Source organism: Runella sp. (assembly GCF_965279615.1).
Lineage (GTDB): Bacteria > Bacteroidota > Bacteroidia > Cytophagales > Spirosomataceae > Runella.
The window spans coordinates 2,218,752-2,236,246 of record NZ_OZ257252.1 but is presented as its reverse complement, the minus strand read 5'-3'; the positions used below and the strand labels follow the sequence as shown (position 1 = coordinate 2,236,246).

Sequence of the window (17,495 nt, the reverse complement as noted above, 5' to 3'; positions counted from 1 at the left end):
TATGGAGAATTATTGTGTAACAAAGGTATACTCGGATAACGAGATGGGAGAGGACCTGAATCACTATTATCGTGTGATCCAAATCACACATTTCAGTGAATGCCTTTTAAGATGCCGCCGTCTGCTTTTATGGCTGCGCCGTTGGTAGCAGCCGCCCACTCGCTCGCTATAAAAAGTACAGTAGCCGCCACTTCATCGGGCGTGATAAAACGTTGGAGCAAACTCAATGGCCGAGTTTCGGTAAAATATTGATGTTCCACTTCTTTAATTGAAGTGTTTCTTTGGGTGGCCAGCTCACCAAAGAAGCGTTCGGCTCCTTCGGAAAAGGTAGGGCCGGGGAGTACGGCATTAACCGTTACCTGAGTACCTTTGGTGAGTTGTGCCAAACCGTTCGTAAGAGATAGTTGAGCGGTTTTAGAGAGTCCGTAATGAATCATTTCGGTAGGAATCTGGATGCCTGATTCGCTGGAAATAAAGACGACCCTACCCCAATTATTTTGCAACATTTGAGGCATATAGAAGCGAGTCAGTCGAACACCACTCATGACATTGATGTTGAAAAGTTTCAACCAATCTTCATCTTTTGATTCAAAAAAATCAACCGGTTCAAAAAGCCCAAGATTATTGACTAAAATATCAACCGAAGGCAATTGTTGAGTGAGAATTTTGAACCCCTCTTCTGTGGCGAGGTCGGCGGCGATACCTTCTACCGTAGCGTGAGGAACTTCCGAGAAAATTTTAGAAACGGCATTATCAACGCCGGTTTGCGTACGACCGTTTACGTAAACAATCGCTCCTTCTTTAGCAAATCCCTTGGCAATCGCGTATCCGATTCCTGCGGTAGAACCGGAGATAAGTACTTTTTTCTGAGCAAGTTGTAAGTCCATGACTATAAGTGTTGTTGTGTTTTGATTTCAATGGCAAAACTAACACACACATAGCCCGGGCTCTAAGGAGCGAAATCACTAAAAAAGTGTGAGCCAAATCACACCGGCACAGGTCGAAGAAAATTCTGTGATTATTTGGAATAGAGCCTGCTGAGGGTTTCCCGGCTGACACCGAGGTATTCGGCAATGAATTTTTTGGGTACTCGTTGAATCAAATCCGGGTATAATTTGGAAAAAGCTTCGTAGCGTTGTTGCGGCGTACTTGAGAGAAGCAATTTAATTCTTTCCTGTAAGGCTACATACCCATTGGTGAGTTTAATTCTAAAGAAATGCTCTATTTTATGCAGCTCGGCAGAAAGTTTTTCTCTGGCCTGCAGGCTACAGAACAGCACTTCCCCATCTTCCATACATTCTACATACATGGTTGCATTTTTTTGTTTAAAAAACGCGCAATAGTCTGACATCCACCAGTTTTCCTGAGCAAATTGAAGGATGAATTCCTTGCCTTGTTCATCCACAAAAAAGACCTTGTAAATGCCTGACAAAACAAAGAATTCGTATTTAACTTCATCCCCTTCATTGATAAGGTATTGATTTTTACGCACTCTTTTCAACGAGAAAAATGACTTAATGTATTCAAACTCCTCGTCGCTGATGGCGGTAACTTGCTCAATGTGTTTTCTTAATCTTTCCATTGCAGTAGAAATGAATATCAGGGTAAAATGAGCGAATTTTAAATAACTGTCAAGTTATTTAAAACAAAAACTTTTCTATATGCTGAATGCAATAGAAAAGTTTGTTGAACTTCCGGCTTTGCGTCTGTTATCGACTGCAAATTAAGTTTAGGTGAGGATGTTGGTGCTTTCTGCCAACATTCTGCCTTTGCGGGTGTTATCACCCGCAAAACCGCCTCAGGGATTCGTCATTTTTTTCGGGTCAACCACTACGTATTTAATGGATTTATTATTTTTTGCTGCGTGAGCGGAATAAGTGATGTGCAGTAGACCGTCAGCGGTTTGGATCAGGCAAGGATACGAATAGCCTCCCTGTTTGGGGTCGTGATCTTCGAGACGCGTTTTCCACTTCCACGTTTTGCCTTCATCGTCAGAGAGATAGAGACTCATTCGATAGCGACCGTCGTCAATGTCATTGCCCAGAAATGCCCATTTACCGTCCTTTAAGGTCAATAATTCAACACTTGCCGTATTGGGAATGTCAATCTTAGTAGTGGCAGTCCAACTTTCTCCTTTGTCGGAAGATTCACTGACGTGTACGCGCGTGGGGCCGTCACCGCTATCGCGCAGATACGCGACCAAATTTCCATTTTTACGTTTTGCCAATGCAGGTTGAATCGGCCCGCGGCCTACGAGTGGCAGACTTGGTTTCCATGTTGTGCCAAAATCATCGGAAATAGCCATAAGTGAAAAATTATAACCGTCGGAATAGAGCGGCAAGACGATGCGACCGTTTTCCATTAACATCGGCTTGATGCGCGTCATCCAGCCGATGCTGCGTTTGGGTGCATCTTTGGCAGCTTCAATGATAAGGTCATCATATTTATGTGCATAACCGGCCCAACCTAAGTGAGTTTCAGGAAGAGTTTTGAATTTGGACGCTACTTCTTTGGCAAAATTATCATCGGGTTTCAGCAAAATATTGTCTTGCCAATTCCAAACAGGTGGGCCGCTTTTGGCGTAATCGGTCGAAGTTTTAAAACGTAAAATAGACTGTTCCCATTGGTTGGCCTGTACGGCGATCCACACCAAAAAGAGTTTGCCCTGTTGATTCAGAAATAAAACAGGATTACAATCAGGGATATTAGGTGTGTCGGCCATCTCGAAAGGTTCACTCCAAGCGGTTTCGCCTTTTTTCAGACGTGCTCCCATGATCTTGACATCGTCGGAGGTGCGTTCACCGCTTCCGTAAAACCAGGTTGCCAAAAAATCTCCATTGGGTAAATTGACCAAACTGCTGCCGTGAACGTGTTTTTCCTGGTTGGGAAAAATCAGTGTAGAGTGAATAATAGGGGAGGTTTGGGCAAAGGTGTTTTGAGGGCAGAAATCGGTTAAGAGGAAGAGAAAAAAGAAAGGATAACGGAGTTTCATTAAATTTTTATTTGTCATGCCGGAGGCATCTACAAGCCTTTGCATGGTGATATAATTGCTTTTCTGCAAATTGTTAATTCGTAAGCTTTTAGACCCCTCCGGGGTGACAAAGTCATTTCACTTTCTTGCGTCGTTCCATTACTTCGCGCCACGTTGTGAGAATGATTCCCTGTGATTGAATATAAGCTTTTAACTCCGGACTCATCATGGAAAGCATGTCAGCGTAGCGCGAGCCGCCTGAGCCGCTGATGTGTTTGAAGGCGTCAGTCACGTCACTGCTGTGGACAATGAACATTGCTAATCCGGGCTGCATGGCATTGAGGGTTTCGATGAATTTTTGGGCTTTGTAGTTGCCCCACTCTTCGGGGGTTGGATTGGGTTTTTCGGGTTTCCAATCGCCGCTGATGGTGTGCAGATCATCCAACACAGGCAAGCCCGACTGCCAGATTTTTTGCCCGACCGCGCCCGTCATTTTATTCATTTCGGGTTCCGGCAATTTCATCCCTTCCTGCCATTTCCCTTCGGCTTTCATTTTCTTCATGATGGGATAATTCTGGCACTCAATAAGCAGTTTATTATTTCCTCCGGGAAACATTACCGGAATGCCGTACTCAACACCTACTTTGATATAGCGTTCCAAAAAAGGGATATGCGCGAAAAGTGTTCCCATGTGCGAGTCCATGTGAGTGGGCTTCAGACCCATTCGTAAAGCCCGCTCAACCTGTGCTCTGATCTCTTTTTCAACGTCGTCAGCCGTGCCGTTTTTAACGACTTGCGCTACTTCGTGCCACATATTTCCTTCTTTGTCTACTAAACTCGGCACATTCTGATAACCGGACAACGGCCCCCAACGATAATCTTTCCACTCCGAAGTAAGCGTCAAGTGGACGCCCGCGTCCAGATTCGGATTACTTTTTTGGATATAGTTAACAAAACTCGCTGACCACGGACAGGGAAACATGATACTGCACGATGTAGCCACGCCCTGCTCCACCGACTTAATGGTTCCCTGATTGGACGAATAAGACATACCGGGGTCGTCCACGTGAAATATCACGACTTTGGCACCTTTGGGCCAACCGAGTTTTTCGGCATAGGTTTGTTGTGCCTGACTGATGAACGTCGTTGCGGCTAACAAAGTGATTGTAAATGTTTTTAGGATGTTGCTTATCATGATTTGGATATATTTCGTGTGAACGGCAGTCGCTCGCGTCCCGCGAGCGACTGCTACTTTTGCGACTGTGAATACGGCGCGGCGTCTTTGCCTGTTGCCCATGATTTATTTGGCTCAGGCCCCATGACAAATGCCAATTCTCCACCTGCCATGATTTCGTTGTGGTCTATCCAACTTCTGTCCAAAGACTTACCGTTGAGCGTAGCCGACTGAATGTAACGATTTTTGGAAGACGTGTTTTGAGCAATGATTTTAAAGGTTTTTTCTTTACCGACATTGAATGCAATTTCATCGAACAGTGGACTGCCAATGGCATAATGTGTACTGCCGGGAGCAACGGGATAAATGCCCATGCTACTCAACAAATACCAAGAAGACAATGAGCCCATGTCTTCGTTTCCGCACAGGCCGCCCGGACCGGTACGATAAAAACGTTCCATGATTTCGCGTGCCCAATACTGGGTTTTCCACGGTGCGCCTGCGTAATTGTATAGGTAGGCTACGTGATGCGATGGCTGATTCCCGTGAACATATTGACCGATTGTTCCAACAACACCTACATATTTTGGCAAGCTGATGGAAGCATCCATCGCAAAAAAAGTATCAAGGCGTTCTGTAAAAGGTTGATTCCCACCAAGAAGCTGAATTAAACCTGCCGGATCATGTTGCACCGACCAGAGGTATTGCCAGGCATTGGATTCGGTGTAATGCCGATTAGGGCGACGGCCCACCAACAAGGGATCAAAGTAGCGGTAATAATGATGGCTTCCGACCGAATCAATGGCTTGTTGATTGGTGCCGATGGCTTCCAACCATGTACCGTTCTCGCGTTTCGGACGCATAAAAGCGGTGGAAGCGTCAAACACGTTTTTATAATTTTGAGCGCGTTTATAAAACAATGCGGCATCTTCTTTTTTGCCCAGCGCTTCTGCCAATCGTGCAATGCACCAGTCATCGTAGGCCAACTCCATCGTATTGGGTACCGATTCGGTCGTTCTGTCGCACGGAGCATATCCCAATCGAATATAATCCGCCAGTCCTGCACGACCTGCGGAAGCCGGTATGTTTGCAGGCGGAGATTCTAAGGCTTTACGGCGCATGGCGGCGTATAATCCTTCGATGTCCCAATCACGGTAGCCTTTAAAATAAGCGTCCACAATGACCGGAATGAGGTGGTCACCCACCATGCTCGGCCTATAGGTATTGCGAAAGTGTTGTGCGGGCAGCCACCCGAATTCAGTGGTTTTGGCGGCAATGGATTTAACAAAATCGTTGACATGATCAGGTGCAACAAGCGTCAACAAAGGATGTTGTGTGCGGTAAGTATCCCAACACGAAAACGACGGATAAAAGTCATACCCTTTGGCTGTATGCACTTTTTTATCCATTCCCATGTACTGACCATCCACGTCCTGCCCGATGTATTGGGCCAATAAACTGCGGTAAAAGGCCGTGTAAAAAACCTGTTTTTGGGCTTCGTCTTTGCTTGTGACAGCTACGCGTTTAAGTTCTTCATTCCACGTTTGGCGAGCGTCGTTTTTTACTTTATCAAAATCCCAATGCGAAATTTCAGCCTGTAAATTCTTTTTGGCTCCTTCCACGCTGACGTGCGAAATGGCCACTTTTACCGTAACCTGATCGTCTTTTTTGGTTTTATAGCCGACAAAAAAGCCCACGTTCAGTCCCTTTTCTTCGTTTTTATATGGCCAATAGCCTTCCGAAGATTCAGGCGTGATGTAATCATTGTCCCATGTGCCGTAATATTCAAACGGTCGACTGAATTTTGCCACAAAATAGACCATCGTTCCGTTGGCATCTTTGTATCCCTCAAGTGTTGAATCATTGGTCATTTTTACCAGTGACTCACCACTTGTGGCATTACCGCCGATTTCATGGCCGATATCAAGCAAAATAGTGGATTTACGCGATTCAGGAAACGTGTAGCGATGCATTCCCACACGCTTGGTGGCAGTAAGTTCGGCTTTGATGTGGCTGTCTTTCAACAGTACTGAATAATAGCCGGGCGAAGCAGATTCATCTTTTTTATCGTAGCGAGAACGATACCCCGAATCGGGATTGTCTTTACTTCCTGCTGAGGTTTGAATTTTATCGCCGACAATGGGCATGACCAAAATATCGCCACCCGTCGTCATGCCGACGCCGCTGAAATGGGTATGACTGAAACCGATGATAGAACTGTCAGGGTAGGCATAACCTGCGGCATACGTCCAACCGTTGACGTCATGGTCGGGGCTGAGTTGTACCATGCCGTAGGGGAGCGTTGCACCGGGGAACGTATGGCCAAAGAAATCAGTGCCGATGAACGGATCTACGTAATCAACAGGTTCTTTATCGGATTCGAGAGATGAACAGGAAAGAAATAAAAACGGAATAACCGTTGAAATTAAGGTTGAAAAAAGGGAAAACGATCTTTTGTCAGACATTCTTTTTGAGGCTTGTGTGACCCCATCCGGGGGCAAATGTTTGTAGATAATAAAAAATATCCTACAAATAGGCGATCCCGGATGGGGTCGAACATGGCATATGAAAAAATATAATTACACTGCTTCCGAAATTTCTTCTTCTTTAAAAAGCAAACTGACAAGCTTGCGATATTGCGAGAAGTCGGGAATGATCAATTGCGCACCGGCTTTGACGAGGCGAGGGCGTTTATCGAAATTATGGCCATGGCGTTGTACTTCATTGCTCGTGATTCCTACGGAAATACCGCCAAAACGACGCCCTTCCCGGATTTCGTCGGGACCGTCACCGAATACGGCCAATTCATTGCCATTCAGGTTGTTGTCGCGAATAATGCGCTCAATGATCATCTTTTTGGAGAACTTGGTGTATTCGCGCAATGCTCCGTAAATACCGCCGTCGAATAAATCAGCGTAACCGAGTACGGTGGCTTCATTGCGAACGTCGTCCACATCGGTGCCGCTTGCTAAGTACATCACCACGCCTCGTTCTTTGAGTTCCTGCAAAAAGGCGACGGCGCCTTTCATCGTATAATCCTCCCATTCCAACTCTCTCGCCTGCAATTTGGCCATGCGTTTGTTGACCAATTCCATCAGGGCATCATTGTAAATTTGCTTGTACTGAAACTTATCCAAAATTTGGTCTTCGGGTACATACCCTGCTTCACGAACCATATTGACCAATCCTTCCATTTGATAGATCGTCTGGATACCGGTGGTTTTATGGATAAAGTCCTGCGATTCTCGCTGAACCTTTTTGAAAGTTGCGGCATCAACCGTATCGTAAGAATCCCCCAAGATCGCTTTCATCATGACGGGCTCCATGATCTCTTCCCAACCATGACGTAGCGTGCTGATGGTACCGTCGTGGTCAAAAACGGCGTATTTGATATGTCCGAGTTTGTCTAATACCGCCGGGTCACACAGTTCCGTTTCGGAATCCGGCAAATAGACTGCCTGACGTGGGTTTTCGGCCAGATCGGCTTGGTAAATATAGTTGGGGTCTTTGCTGATGGCTAAGATTTCTTCGCCGTTGGCTGTGCCGGTAATAAACAGTTTTTGTACCGTAACGGCGGCGGCAAAATTGGCAAACTGAGCAGCTTCGGCGGGTTCTATTCCTGCAGCAATGCACAACGTAACGGCACTGATGACGGTATCACCCGCGCCAACGGTATCCAGTTGTGAGGTGAGTTGTAAGCCCAAATGTTCGTGATAACCCGTTGAATCAAAGGCAGTAATGCCCCTTGCGCCACAGGTAACAAAAACGGGTTTTTGTGATTTATTGAATAAGGCCTGTCCATATTCTAAAACAGTAGCGCGGGGCAACATGGTGCGGGGTTCTACCTGAACACCATTTAAGTGTGCCGCTTCCACATCGTTTACTTTACGAAAAACATTGGAAAAACGGTCATTGAAATGCCGTGAGTCAACCAAAATGATCTTGTCGCTGAATTGTTCAAAAAGTGCGTTGGCTTTGTCGATAAAAGAATCATTTGTAATGCTTCCTACAACCTGTTGATTGAAAATAACGGCATCGTATGTTTCTAAAGTAGCTTTTAGACTTTCTAAGATTTGCTCGTCAATTTCGACCGAGCGTTTGTTATATACCCCAAAATCTATGCGCGGCTCTTCTACGCCTTCAATATACCTTTTGAGATAAGCATAGGTTTGAAAATGTTCTTTTTGAATAAATAGTGAACTTGTATCCGCACCGAGGTTTTGCAGTTGAGCAGCCAATTCGCGGCCGTGAATGTCGTTGCCCACCACGCCGATCACTTTGATTTGGGCGGGTTCGAGCGCCGAAAGATTGGCGACCACATTGGCCGCGCCACCGGGAGAATAGTAATGTTTTTCGACGGACTCTGCCTGCAGACCCGTTTCAATGGATACTTCCGACTTGCGTGTGTCCATGATCCAGTATGCGTCCAGACAGAAGTCGCCATATACCGCTACTTTGACGGTTTTTATTTTTTCAAGAATAGATTTGATTTGATGGGTGTTCATAAAAATGAAATTGGAATAGCTGCCAAAAAACGTTTAAGTAAATACTGCAATTGCACTATTCAAGGCTATTCTTTCATTCATTAAATTCATCTTTGCCCACAAATCGGTTTTGAAAGTTATAGGAGAGGCAGGTTTTGAGAAACCTGCGCCACTAGGTGTGTGCCGGCGGTGCGCCGCTGCGATTCTCAAAACCACGAGTGGGTTGCTCACAACCCAAAGTAAGTTCGGCTCAGGGCAGGTTTTGAGAAACCTGCGCCACTAGGTAGCGTGCCGGCGGGCGGTGCGCCGCTGCGATTCTCAAAACCGCCAACCGGGTTGCTCACAACCCATTGTTTCTCAAATCTCAAATTTAATTCCCTGTGCCAATGGCAAAGTAGTGCCGTAGTTGATGGTATTGGTTTGACGGCGCATATAAGCTCTCCACGCATCGGAGCCTGATTCGCGGCCGCCGCCCGTTTCTTTTTCGCCGCCAAATGCCCCGCCGATCTCAGCACCTGAAGTACCGATATTGACATTGGCAATGCCGCAATCTGATCCTGCCTGACTCAGAAATTGTTCTGATTCACGAAGATTCAGCGTAAATATTGCCGATGAAAGCCCTTGAGGAACCCCATTTTGCAAGGCAATGGCTTCATCCAACGTACTGTATTTGATGAGGTATAAAATGGGAGCAAAAGTCTCGTGTTGGACAATTGGCCAGTGATTTTCCACTTCCGCAATGCATGGCTGTACATAACAGCCGGAGGCAACGTTTTCCCCTGTCAAAACGGCCGGTTCAACCAAAAATGTACCCCCCGAAATACGTATCTCGTCTGCCGCAGACTGATAATGTTTTACCGCTAAAGTATCGATCAATGGCCCAACGTGATTATTTGAGTCCAAAGGATTGCCGATTCGAAGTTGTTTGTACGCTTTGACCAAGCGTTGTTTTACATCCTCATAAATACTTTCATGAATGATCAATCGGCGTGTGCTGGTGCAGCGTTGCCCTGCCGTGCCTACTGCTCCAAATACAATGGCCGGAATCGCTAACGGCAGGTCGGCATGCTGCGAAATAATGATGGCATTGTTGCCGCCTAATTCCAACAAACTGCGCCCCAAACGACCACCAACCGCCTGCCCGACGGCTTTGCCCATGCGAGTGCTGCCCGTGGCAGAAACCAATGGTACATTTTGGTCATTGGCAAGCCATTCGCCTACTTCACGCCCGCCAACCAACAAACCCGAAACGCCTTCGGGAACATCATTGTTCTTTAAGACTTCCTGAATGATATTTTGACAGGCAATGGCCGTTAAAGGTGTTTTTTCGGAAGGTTTCCAAACGCATACATCGCCGCACACCCACGCCAACATAGAATTCCATGACCAAACGGCTACCGGAAAATTAAAGGCTGAAATGATTCCTACAATGCCAAGCGGGTGCCACTGCTCATACATTCGGTGTGCCGGGCGCTCGCTGTGCATCGTGAGGCCGTATAATTGACGCGAAAGACCAACCGCAAAATCGCAGATGTCAACCATTTCCTGCACTTCGCCCAAGCCTTCCTGAAGACTTTTACCCATTTCGTAACTCACAAGCGTGCCGAGGTCGGTTTTGTACTTGCGAAATTGATCGCCCATTTGACGTACAATGTCACCACGCTTGGGAGCGGGGATAAGACGCCAGGTCTTAAATGCTTCCTGCGCCTGACCAATGACGGTATCGTAGTCTTCACGAGCTGCGGCGTGTACTTTCCCAATAAGTTGGTTATCTACGGGCGAAAAAGAAGAAAGTTCCTCGCCCCGTCCTTGCCAGGAAGCTAAACCCGTACTGACTCCGTGATTAGCAGTTGAAATTCTAAGTGATTCTAAAATAGCTTGCATCTGACTGATTTGGAAGTGATTTATTGATGATAAAATAAGTTTCCAAAGGTAAACCCAATCTTACACAAACAAAAACACCAACGTTCCTGCAACATACCCCAGCAATGCCAAAAGACTGATGCGTTTGAGGTACCAGAAAAAGCTGATACGTTCCATCCCCATTACTGCTACTCCCGCTGCCGAACCGATGATCAACATACTTCCGCCGGTACCGGCACAATAGGCTAAAAATTCCCAAATTCGGTGATCTTGCGGATACACTGCCAAGTCGTACATACCCATGGAAGCGGCTACCAAAGGCACGTTGTCAATAACCGCCGAGGCAATGCCGATGATAAAAACAATGACATCCAAATTGCCGATACTGTCATTCATCCATCCTGCCAAATGGCTTAATGTATGAGTAACTTCCAATACGCCAATGGCCAATAATATCCCCATGAAAAACAAAATGCTGCTTGTGTCTATTTTGCTCAGCGCATAACTTGCCGTAAAAGGTTTTCGGTCTTCTTCGTCTTTTTGGGAATGAATGATTTCCGAAACGGCCCAAACTACGCCCAAGGCCAACAAAACTCCCATATAAGGCGGTAAATGCGTGACGGTTTTGAAAATGGGGACAAATAATAACATGCCTAACCCAACGATAAAGATCAGATTACGCTCATAAAACGATAAGTTCTCAATAAGCACTTTTTTGGAAGTACGAGGCGATTGAATGGAGCCTTTTAAAGTGAAGGTCAGGTAGAGTAAAGGCACAACCAGAGATACCAAACTCGGCAAAAAGAGGGTTTTCATGATATTAACGGCCGAGATTTGCCCTCCGATCCACAACATGGTTGTTGTGACATCGCCCAACGGCGACCATGCGCCACCTGCGTTGGCGGCAATGATGACGATGCCGGCAAAAAAACGCCGCATTTCATCATCACGAATGATTTTTCGCAGCAACGATACCATCACAATCGCCGTAGTGAGATTGTCTAAAACAGCCGACAAAAAAAACGTGAGAATGCTGATGATCCAAAGTAAAGCACGAATGTCTTTGGTGTGAATTCGTTCGGTAATAAGCCCAAACCCTTGGTGGGCATCGATCAACTCCACAATGGTCATGGCACCCAGCAAAAAAAAAGCAATTTCCGCAATGCCGGCCAAATGATGGGAAAGTTGTTCAACGACCGAATGTGTGTCGTTGCTTCCTAATGCATAGATCGACCAACAAACAGCGCCTGTTAATAAAGCAGTAGCAGTTTTGTTAATATGAATGTTGTGTTCGAGGGTGATAAATAAATAACCGACAACGAAAACAGCAATGATGGCAATGATCATTTTTTCTTTAAAGATAAAAAAATAAAAAACACGAGCGGGATAATTCCCACTCGTGTGTGGCAAACACTTAGAAAGATTACTGAATAATAACCAAAGAAAAAGTCTTTGGAAAACCTTAAAAACGTGTTAGTGAATCCTTGAAAGGTCACTAATTGGAAAATAACGATGAGTAAAGCAGCCGTATAGCTTTTAAGAAAATAAGAATGACGAGTAAGTACAAATTACTCGTCATTGCTGGTCAACCAAATCGTATGTTACCTTCATTTTCCGATTATCTTTAATTATTTTTCTCTTGTTTCAGACGATGATTTGTCTTTCTCAATTGATTGATAGTATCCTGCATTAGAAAAATGATCCTGTCTTGTGACAATTTCACGGCTTCGAGCGAATCTTGTCGTAAGATGGCCCGATTGGTGGTTTGTGTCATATCACGTTGCGCAACCCATTGATAAAGACACGCGAAAATCAAGCCCACTGTAATAGCTGAAAGACTGATGACAGCGCTGCGGCGATTTCGGTTTCGTAGCTGACGGTCGTATACATTGCCGTAGCCGGGCAAGGTTCGTGTCTTCATTCAATACTGCGCGTTGATGGTGCTTCTTTAATGGTGGTGTAACGGGTACAAAAAAAGAGGTGAATCCTTAAGAACTTATGAACGAATCATTAAAAAGTCGCTAAAAAATGATTTTTTTGCTTTTTTACCATCCTTTCAGCGGCCTGTATAAGTCAGTGACGATAAGGAATGATCAAGGAGAAGAAGGTAGTTTGAGAATCAGCTATAGAAGTGACTTTGATGCTGCCATTGTGCAGTTTGGCAATGCGCTCCACCAACGATAAACCTACGCCATAACCTTTGATATTGGTGGTGTTATCGCTTCGAAAAAAGGGCTGAAAGATGTAAGGTAAATCTTTGGGCAAAATAACAATCCCTGTATTGGTAAATCGAATCTCAACGTCGCTTTTCATCGGAAACACATCGACCATTACCTGCGAATCAGGCGAAAATTTGCAGCCGTTTTCCATTAAATTGACGATGGCGGTTTTCATCAGATGAGGATTAGCTTTGACAATGAGCTGATTATCATCTTCAATGGTGCTTAAAAATTCCACCTGTACTTGGTAAGTGGGTTCAGCCTTGAGTAGCAGGTCACGAGCTTCCCAGACTACCTCATCAATTCGTACATCATCGTAGATCAGACTGCGGCTTTGGTCATTGACCTTGGCAAGTTCAAGCAGTGTTTCAGTCAGTTGGCCCAGGTCTCTTATATCTTCCCGCACCGATAACAGCGTCTGACGGTATTCTGCCTCGGTGCGTTCTTTGAGCAGCGCCACGTCCAGTTGCGCACCTACACGCATAAGTGGGTTTTTAAGTTCGTGCGACACGTTGGAAATGAAAAGATTCTGCAGCCGGAATACCTCGCCGATGCGATCTAAAAGCGTATTGAATGTACTTGTCAATTGACCGACTTCATCGCGGGGGTTTTGCACCGTCAATCGTTGCTCAATGAGTTTGGGGTATATCTGATTTACCTGCTCAATGGCGTGTGAAACGGGGCGCATAGCCTGCCCCGCAAAATACCACCCCGCCACAATCACCAGTCCGATCACCCCAAAATACATTCCCGTCAGAATCCGGAACAGGCTTCGAAGCTCTTCGTCGCCGTCTTTATCTTCAGCCCCCGCCAGACATACTACCCGATTGAAGCGATCTGTGTACAGAATGCCAATGATCTTGGCTTTTCCTTCGGAAAATTCAACCTCTTTTTCGAGCCTTATTTGGTCAAGGAGTTCGGGCGAAATGGTATAATAAAGCGACTCATTGCTGGTGTACAGTTCTTCGTTGGTATGGTCGTAAATAGTTAGATTTTCGTTGAATAATACATCGTAGTTCGTCTTATCTATTTTTCGAAGCAGCTTAGAATCAACACCTTCCACTTTGACCAATAACTCGCAGGTGGTGATGGCTTTACGGCGTAATCGTTTGTAAAACTCCTGCTCTACGTACGTCATTCGTATCAGGTAAATGGTAACGAATGCCATCAACATAATGGTCGATACGAGCAACGCAAATTGTAGGGTGAGTTTGGTCCGAATCTGCATCTGTTACTCTTGTTTTAGCACGTAGCCTATGCCATAGTGCGTGTGAATGAGTTTGATGGAAAAATCTCGGTCTATTTTTTTGCGCAAAAGCGTAATATATACTTCAATGATGTTGGTGCCGGTATCAAAACGAATGTCCCATATCTTTTCGGCAATATCTACTTTTGACAGAACGCGTTCCGAATTTCGGAGTAGAAACTCAAGCAAAGCGTATTCCTTGCCGGTCAGATCAATGCGTTGGTTATTTCTAATGACCTCACGAGTGGTCAGATTCATTTCAAGGTCAGCATAACGTAATACATTGGCCGTAACGGGTTCGGATTTTATTCGTTTTGTTACAACCCTGATACGGGCTAACAATTCCAAAAAGTCAAACGGTTTGACCAGATAATCGTCGGCACCGGCATCAAAGCCTACCAGTTTTTCTTCCAAGGCTCCCAAGGCAGTCAACATAATAAAAGGAGTACGAACACCTTCTTTTCGAATTTCCTGACAAAGTTGGACTCCGTTTATGCCCGGAATAATGATATCTGAAACGATAACAGTGTACTCATTGCGGCGGGCAAGAAGCTTTCCGATCATGCCGTCGTAAGCAATATCTACTTCATATCCATTCTCTTCCAGCCCTTTGCGCAGCGATTGAATGATCTTAATATCGTCTTCTATTAAAAGAATTTTCATACAAAATCGAGTAATTTAAGGTGCGGTAATTGCGCCGATTACCGTCAAAAATAAGCTGAAAATAGCTATTTTGAGCTATCTTTGTATTGAATTTATGAGAATGGTCGTTGGTGTATGAGATGGGTTTGGGGAACCAAACCCGTTTGAAATGGTGTTTTTTCTAAACCGTGTCTTAGTAGTTAACACTTAAAGAAAAGGTATACGAATGAAAAAAGTGATGTTGGTCGTGAGTATTTGTACAATGGCATTCGTTGCCTTGGTTGGATTTCAGAAGATACAAGAACCCTCTTTAACTACAAAACAGCCCATTGATTCCACACAAACAGCGGCAGTTTCTCTTCCCCAATGGGAACGGGTCTATAACTCATTACACCTCAAAGAAGCAGGCCTATCTATTGAAGGATTTCGATTTGCCTGGAACGGTTTCCAAAAAGAAAAATTCATTAAACCTATTTTAGCCATTGCTGATTTTAGCCAGTCATCGCGCCAAAAACGTTTGTACGTGATTGATCTGAAAGAAAATAAGCTGCTGTATACTACCTACGTGGCGCATGGCCGAAATTCCGGCGAAGAATTTGCCCGTCGTTTTTCCAATACCAACTCTTCGTACCAATCAAGCCTCGGTTTTTACCGGGCACTAAGTATCTATCAGGGCAAGCACGGCTTATCGCTTAAATTGCAGGGATTGGAAACAAACATTAACAATCGGGCGTTTGAACGTGCTATTGTAATGCACGGTGCCGATTACGTAAGCGAGGATTTTATTCGTCGTACGGGTCGGTTGGGTCGCAGTCAGGGATGCCCCGCTGTGTCAATAGACGATACCAAAAAGCTTATTCCTTTGTTATGCAACGGTGCAGGTCTGTTCTTGTATTATCCTGATGCTGCTTACCTTAAACAGTCAAAGTTGATCACCGATTCGATGGGGCAGGGCTAAGCCACTTTGTTGTTCCAATTATACACATCTTTGAAAAATACCAACTGCCCGGAATCGTTAATGTCTGCTCCTAAATAGAAGATAAATACGGGCACTTTCTGCTTTAATTTAGTCGACTGAGGCTTTTGATTCGTTATGGGTTCATTGATAAAATTATCGTCCAATAAATGCTCTCCCGCCAGAAAATTAGCTAATTGAGCAGGATATTGCAGGCGTACACACCCGTGACTTCGCCAACGTTGGTCATTGACAAAAAGCGTTCTGACATTGGTGTCATGTAAATAGATAGCTAATGGATTTTTAATGTTTACTTTGAGCAAGCCCAGCGAATTGTCTTCTCCATTATCCTGCCGAAAACGATACGGGAAATTGTCGACAGAGATTTCATTCCAATTGATGGAACGTACATCTACGCTGTCGCCTTTGGTATCAATAACCGCCATGCCGTTGTCTTCCAGATAGCCTTCATCTTCTTTGATTTTGGGCAACATTTCCTTCAGCGCAATGTTGGTAGGCACATTCCAATAGGGGTACATGATGATATTGGTGGCATACGTATCCATGCCCGGGGTAGGTGAAGTTGTTTTGCCAACGATCACCCGCATACTTAATTTTTGACTGCCGCTCGCATCAAATCCTTTCAGATACGCTCCGCGCGTATTGACAAACACCATTCGCTCGGCTCCCTGTGCCTGGCGGTTGATCCATCGATAGGCATTCAATGATTCGGCAATGATGGCGGCGCTGTCGGCCTGACCATTTTCCAGAAAACGACTATAATGGCTTTTTAACTGAACGTAAGCGGGAAAGACAGGCTCTAAACCGGCCAATACTTTGTCAATATTTTTGTTTTTACCTTCTACCAACGCCCAGGCTGCGTCACGGATGCGTGCTGAATCGGGCTGCAATACTTTGGCGGTATAGCGAATATGTTGTGGTTTGTGACCATAACTGATTTCTTCCAACAACCCTAAAGGTCCTCTTTTTGCGGCCAATGTCGTATCAATTCCTATCTCGTGGGTATAACTGAGAATTTTTTCATAAGTCTTTTTCTCCTGCAGTTTCTCCAGCAGTAGGGCTTCCGTTTTTTCGGGTTTGCGACAACTGTCCAGAATAAAGATCGAAAGACAAAAAAAACTATATCGAATGATTGTTTTCATAGATTTATGGGAGTCACTGACGTATAGAGGATTACTTTAAACATTCATGCCATCACAAAGGTATGTCTTGTAAAGCCTTAAGATATAAGTCAATAGTATTCTTTGGAAGCGGTTACTCAAATGATAAAAATCACCGGATTGGGTATTTATTTCCCCAATATATACTTTTATTTTTCGAGTGATCTGTAACAAAAAATGCCATGCTCAAAAGCATGGCATAGAAAACAGGAATGTTTTTTATGGAATTAAGAGGCTTGCTCCGTCGAAAAATAACGTTTAAGCCATGTCGTATCAGCGCGCACTTTCCAACGCTTCATCCATTGCGCTTTGGTCGTAACGGTATTGTCAAAAACGGTAGTGTCCGGGAATAACTCTTCGGAAACAACGGCGTTTTTGATGCCCGATACGGGAATGCTTTGCAATTCGTCTCTGTCATCAATATAGATCAGCGAACGGTCGAAAAAGTCGACACCCAAACGAGGGCCGATTTCCTGCAACCAATGCACGGACTTATCAATGGAACAGCCGCTCGGTAGCGCTTTGTTTTCGTCTACGGCAATGACAATAAAACGGTTATGGAATATTTTCCCGGAAGCCGTTAGTTTTTCGCCGTGCGCTTCCCAATCGTCCAGCGCGGCTTTGAGGGTTTCGGTAAGCGTACCGACTTCATCGTTGGTGAGTTGGCGATTGGCCTGATAGACCCAAACGCGTGCTTCAAAATCTATCTGATCGAATGGAATATACATGTTTTTTTAACGTTTAGTAAGTTATTGTCGTG

14 protein-coding genes are annotated in these 17,495 nt (G+C 44.9%); 1 reads left to right on the top strand and 13 read right to left on the bottom strand.

Going from position 1 to position 17,495, the window contains the following annotated elements; genetic code table 11:
* Window positions 1-92: 92 nt before the first annotated feature.
* The 11 genes from ACQY73_RS09775 to ACQY73_RS09725 all read right to left on the bottom strand — a co-directional run bounded on the left by ACQY73_RS09775 (window position 93) and on the right by ACQY73_RS09725 (window position 14,620).
* Complete coding sequence (locus ACQY73_RS09775; RefSeq protein ID WP_428664866.1) at window positions 93-887, bottom strand: SDR family NAD(P)-dependent oxidoreductase; 795 nt, start codon at window positions 885-887, stop codon at window positions 93-95.
* A gap of 131 nt (window positions 888-1,018) precedes the next feature.
* Window positions 1,019-1,582: a Crp/Fnr family transcriptional regulator gene (locus tag ACQY73_RS09770; protein ID WP_428664863.1), complete on the bottom strand. Its 564-nt coding sequence runs from the start codon at window positions 1,580-1,582 to the stop codon at window positions 1,019-1,021.
* A gap of 216 nt (window positions 1,583-1,798) precedes the next feature.
* Complete coding sequence (locus ACQY73_RS09765) at window positions 1,799-2,992, bottom strand: sialidase family protein (RefSeq protein ID WP_428664861.1); 1,194 nt, start codon at window positions 2,990-2,992, stop codon at window positions 1,799-1,801.
* Window positions 2,993-3,104: 112 nt separating this feature from the next.
* Window positions 3,105-4,166: a polysaccharide deacetylase family protein gene (locus ACQY73_RS09760; protein ID WP_428664858.1), complete on the bottom strand. Its 1,062-nt coding sequence runs from the start codon at window positions 4,164-4,166 to the stop codon at window positions 3,105-3,107.
* A gap of 53 nt (window positions 4,167-4,219) precedes the next feature.
* Window positions 4,220-6,610 (bottom strand): GH92 family glycosyl hydrolase, encoded by a 2,391-nt coding sequence (locus tag ACQY73_RS09755; RefSeq protein WP_428664855.1) that lies wholly within the window; start codon window positions 6,608-6,610, stop codon window positions 4,220-4,222.
* Window positions 6,611-6,724: 114 nt separating this feature from the next.
* The gene (locus ACQY73_RS09750; RefSeq protein ID WP_428664852.1) at window positions 6,725-8,650 is read right to left on the bottom strand and encodes a PfkB family carbohydrate kinase; all 1,926 of its coding nucleotides are present in this window, start codon (window positions 8,648-8,650) and stop codon (window positions 6,725-6,727) included.
* 336 nt (window positions 8,651-8,986) lie between these two features.
* On the bottom strand, window positions 8,987-10,513 hold the full coding sequence (amaB, locus tag ACQY73_RS09745; protein ID WP_428664849.1) for an L-piperidine-6-carboxylate dehydrogenase: 1,527 nt from the start codon (window positions 10,511-10,513) through the stop codon (window positions 8,987-8,989).
* A 60-nt stretch (window positions 10,514-10,573) separates the two neighbouring features.
* Window positions 10,574-11,839 (bottom strand): sodium:proton antiporter NhaD, encoded by a 1,266-nt coding sequence (gene nhaD / locus ACQY73_RS09740; protein ID WP_428664846.1) that lies wholly within the window; start codon window positions 11,837-11,839, stop codon window positions 10,574-10,576.
* Window positions 11,840-12,116: 277 nt separating this feature from the next.
* Complete coding sequence (locus ACQY73_RS09735) at window positions 12,117-12,413, bottom strand: hypothetical protein (RefSeq protein WP_428664843.1); 297 nt, start codon at window positions 12,411-12,413, stop codon at window positions 12,117-12,119.
* 152 nt (window positions 12,414-12,565) lie between these two features.
* Window positions 12,566-13,939, bottom strand: coding sequence for a HAMP domain-containing sensor histidine kinase (locus tag ACQY73_RS09730; protein WP_428664840.1), 1,374 nt, complete (start codon window positions 13,937-13,939; stop codon window positions 12,566-12,568).
* A gap of 3 nt (window positions 13,940-13,942) precedes the next feature.
* Window positions 13,943-14,620: a response regulator gene (locus ACQY73_RS09725; protein WP_428664837.1), complete on the bottom strand. Its 678-nt coding sequence runs from the start codon at window positions 14,618-14,620 to the stop codon at window positions 13,943-13,945.
* A 205-nt stretch (window positions 14,621-14,825) separates the two neighbouring features.
* Between ACQY73_RS09725 and ACQY73_RS09720 the strand changes: the two genes are divergently transcribed.
* Window positions 14,826-15,557: a murein L,D-transpeptidase catalytic domain family protein gene (locus ACQY73_RS09720; RefSeq protein WP_428664835.1), complete on the top strand. Its 732-nt coding sequence runs from the start codon at window positions 14,826-14,828 to the stop codon at window positions 15,555-15,557.
* On the opposite strand, the gene ACQY73_RS09715 is transcribed toward ACQY73_RS09720, so the two are convergent.
* Together ACQY73_RS09715 and ACQY73_RS09710 are read right to left on the bottom strand one after the other, a co-directional pair.
* A complete protein-coding gene (locus ACQY73_RS09715) occupies window positions 15,554-16,717 on the bottom strand; it encodes a L,D-transpeptidase family protein (RefSeq protein ID WP_428664832.1) in 1,164 nt (387 codons plus the stop codon). The two genes, ACQY73_RS09720 and ACQY73_RS09715, sit on opposite strands and share 4 nt — an antisense overlap.
* A gap of 245 nt (window positions 16,718-16,962) precedes the next feature.
* Window positions 16,963-17,463: a hypothetical protein gene (locus ACQY73_RS09710; RefSeq protein WP_428664829.1), complete on the bottom strand. Its 501-nt coding sequence runs from the start codon at window positions 17,461-17,463 to the stop codon at window positions 16,963-16,965.
* Between the last annotated feature and the right edge of the window lie 32 nt (window positions 17,464-17,495).

What these genes read in the sequence shown, in the direction of transcription:
- ACQY73_RS09765 (WP_428664861.1), bottom strand. Translation starts at nt 2,992, where the DNA reads ATGAAACTCCGTTATCCTTTCTTTTTTCTCTTCCTCTTAACCGATTTC.
- ACQY73_RS09710 (WP_428664829.1), bottom strand. Translation starts at nt 17,463, where the DNA reads ATGTATATTCCATTCGATCAGATAGATTTTGAAGCACGCGTTTGGGTC.
- ACQY73_RS09760 (WP_428664858.1), bottom strand. Translation starts at nt 4,166, where the DNA reads ATGATAAGCAACATCCTAAAAACATTTACAATCACTTTGTTAGCCGCA.
- ACQY73_RS09715 (WP_428664832.1), bottom strand. Translation starts at nt 16,717, where the DNA reads ATGAAAACAATCATTCGATATAGTTTTTTTTGTCTTTCGATCTTTATT.
- ACQY73_RS09750 (WP_428664852.1), bottom strand. Translation starts at nt 8,650, where the DNA reads ATGAACACCCATCAAATCAAATCTATTCTTGAAAAAATAAAAACCGTC.
- nhaD (WP_428664846.1), bottom strand. Translation starts at nt 11,839, where the DNA reads ATGATCATTGCCATCATTGCTGTTTTCGTTGTCGGTTATTTATTTATC.
- ACQY73_RS09730 (WP_428664840.1), bottom strand. Translation starts at nt 13,939, where the DNA reads ATGCAGATTCGGACCAAACTCACCCTACAATTTGCGTTGCTCGTATCG.
- ACQY73_RS09775 (WP_428664866.1), bottom strand. Translation starts at nt 887, where the DNA reads ATGGACTTACAACTTGCTCAGAAAAAAGTACTTATCTCCGGTTCTACC.
- ACQY73_RS09720 (WP_428664835.1), top strand. Translation starts at nt 14,826, where the DNA reads ATGAAAAAAGTGATGTTGGTCGTGAGTATTTGTACAATGGCATTCGTT.
- amaB (WP_428664849.1), bottom strand. Translation starts at nt 10,513, where the DNA reads ATGCAAGCTATTTTAGAATCACTTAGAATTTCAACTGCTAATCACGGA.
- ACQY73_RS09735 (WP_428664843.1), bottom strand. Translation starts at nt 12,413, where the DNA reads ATGAAGACACGAACCTTGCCCGGCTACGGCAATGTATACGACCGTCAG.
- ACQY73_RS09770 (WP_428664863.1), bottom strand. Translation starts at nt 1,582, where the DNA reads ATGGAAAGATTAAGAAAACACATTGAGCAAGTTACCGCCATCAGCGAC.
- ACQY73_RS09755 (WP_428664855.1), bottom strand. Translation starts at nt 6,610, where the DNA reads ATGTCTGACAAAAGATCGTTTTCCCTTTTTTCAACCTTAATTTCAACG.
- ACQY73_RS09725 (WP_428664837.1), bottom strand. Translation starts at nt 14,620, where the DNA reads ATGAAAATTCTTTTAATAGAAGACGATATTAAGATCATTCAATCGCTG.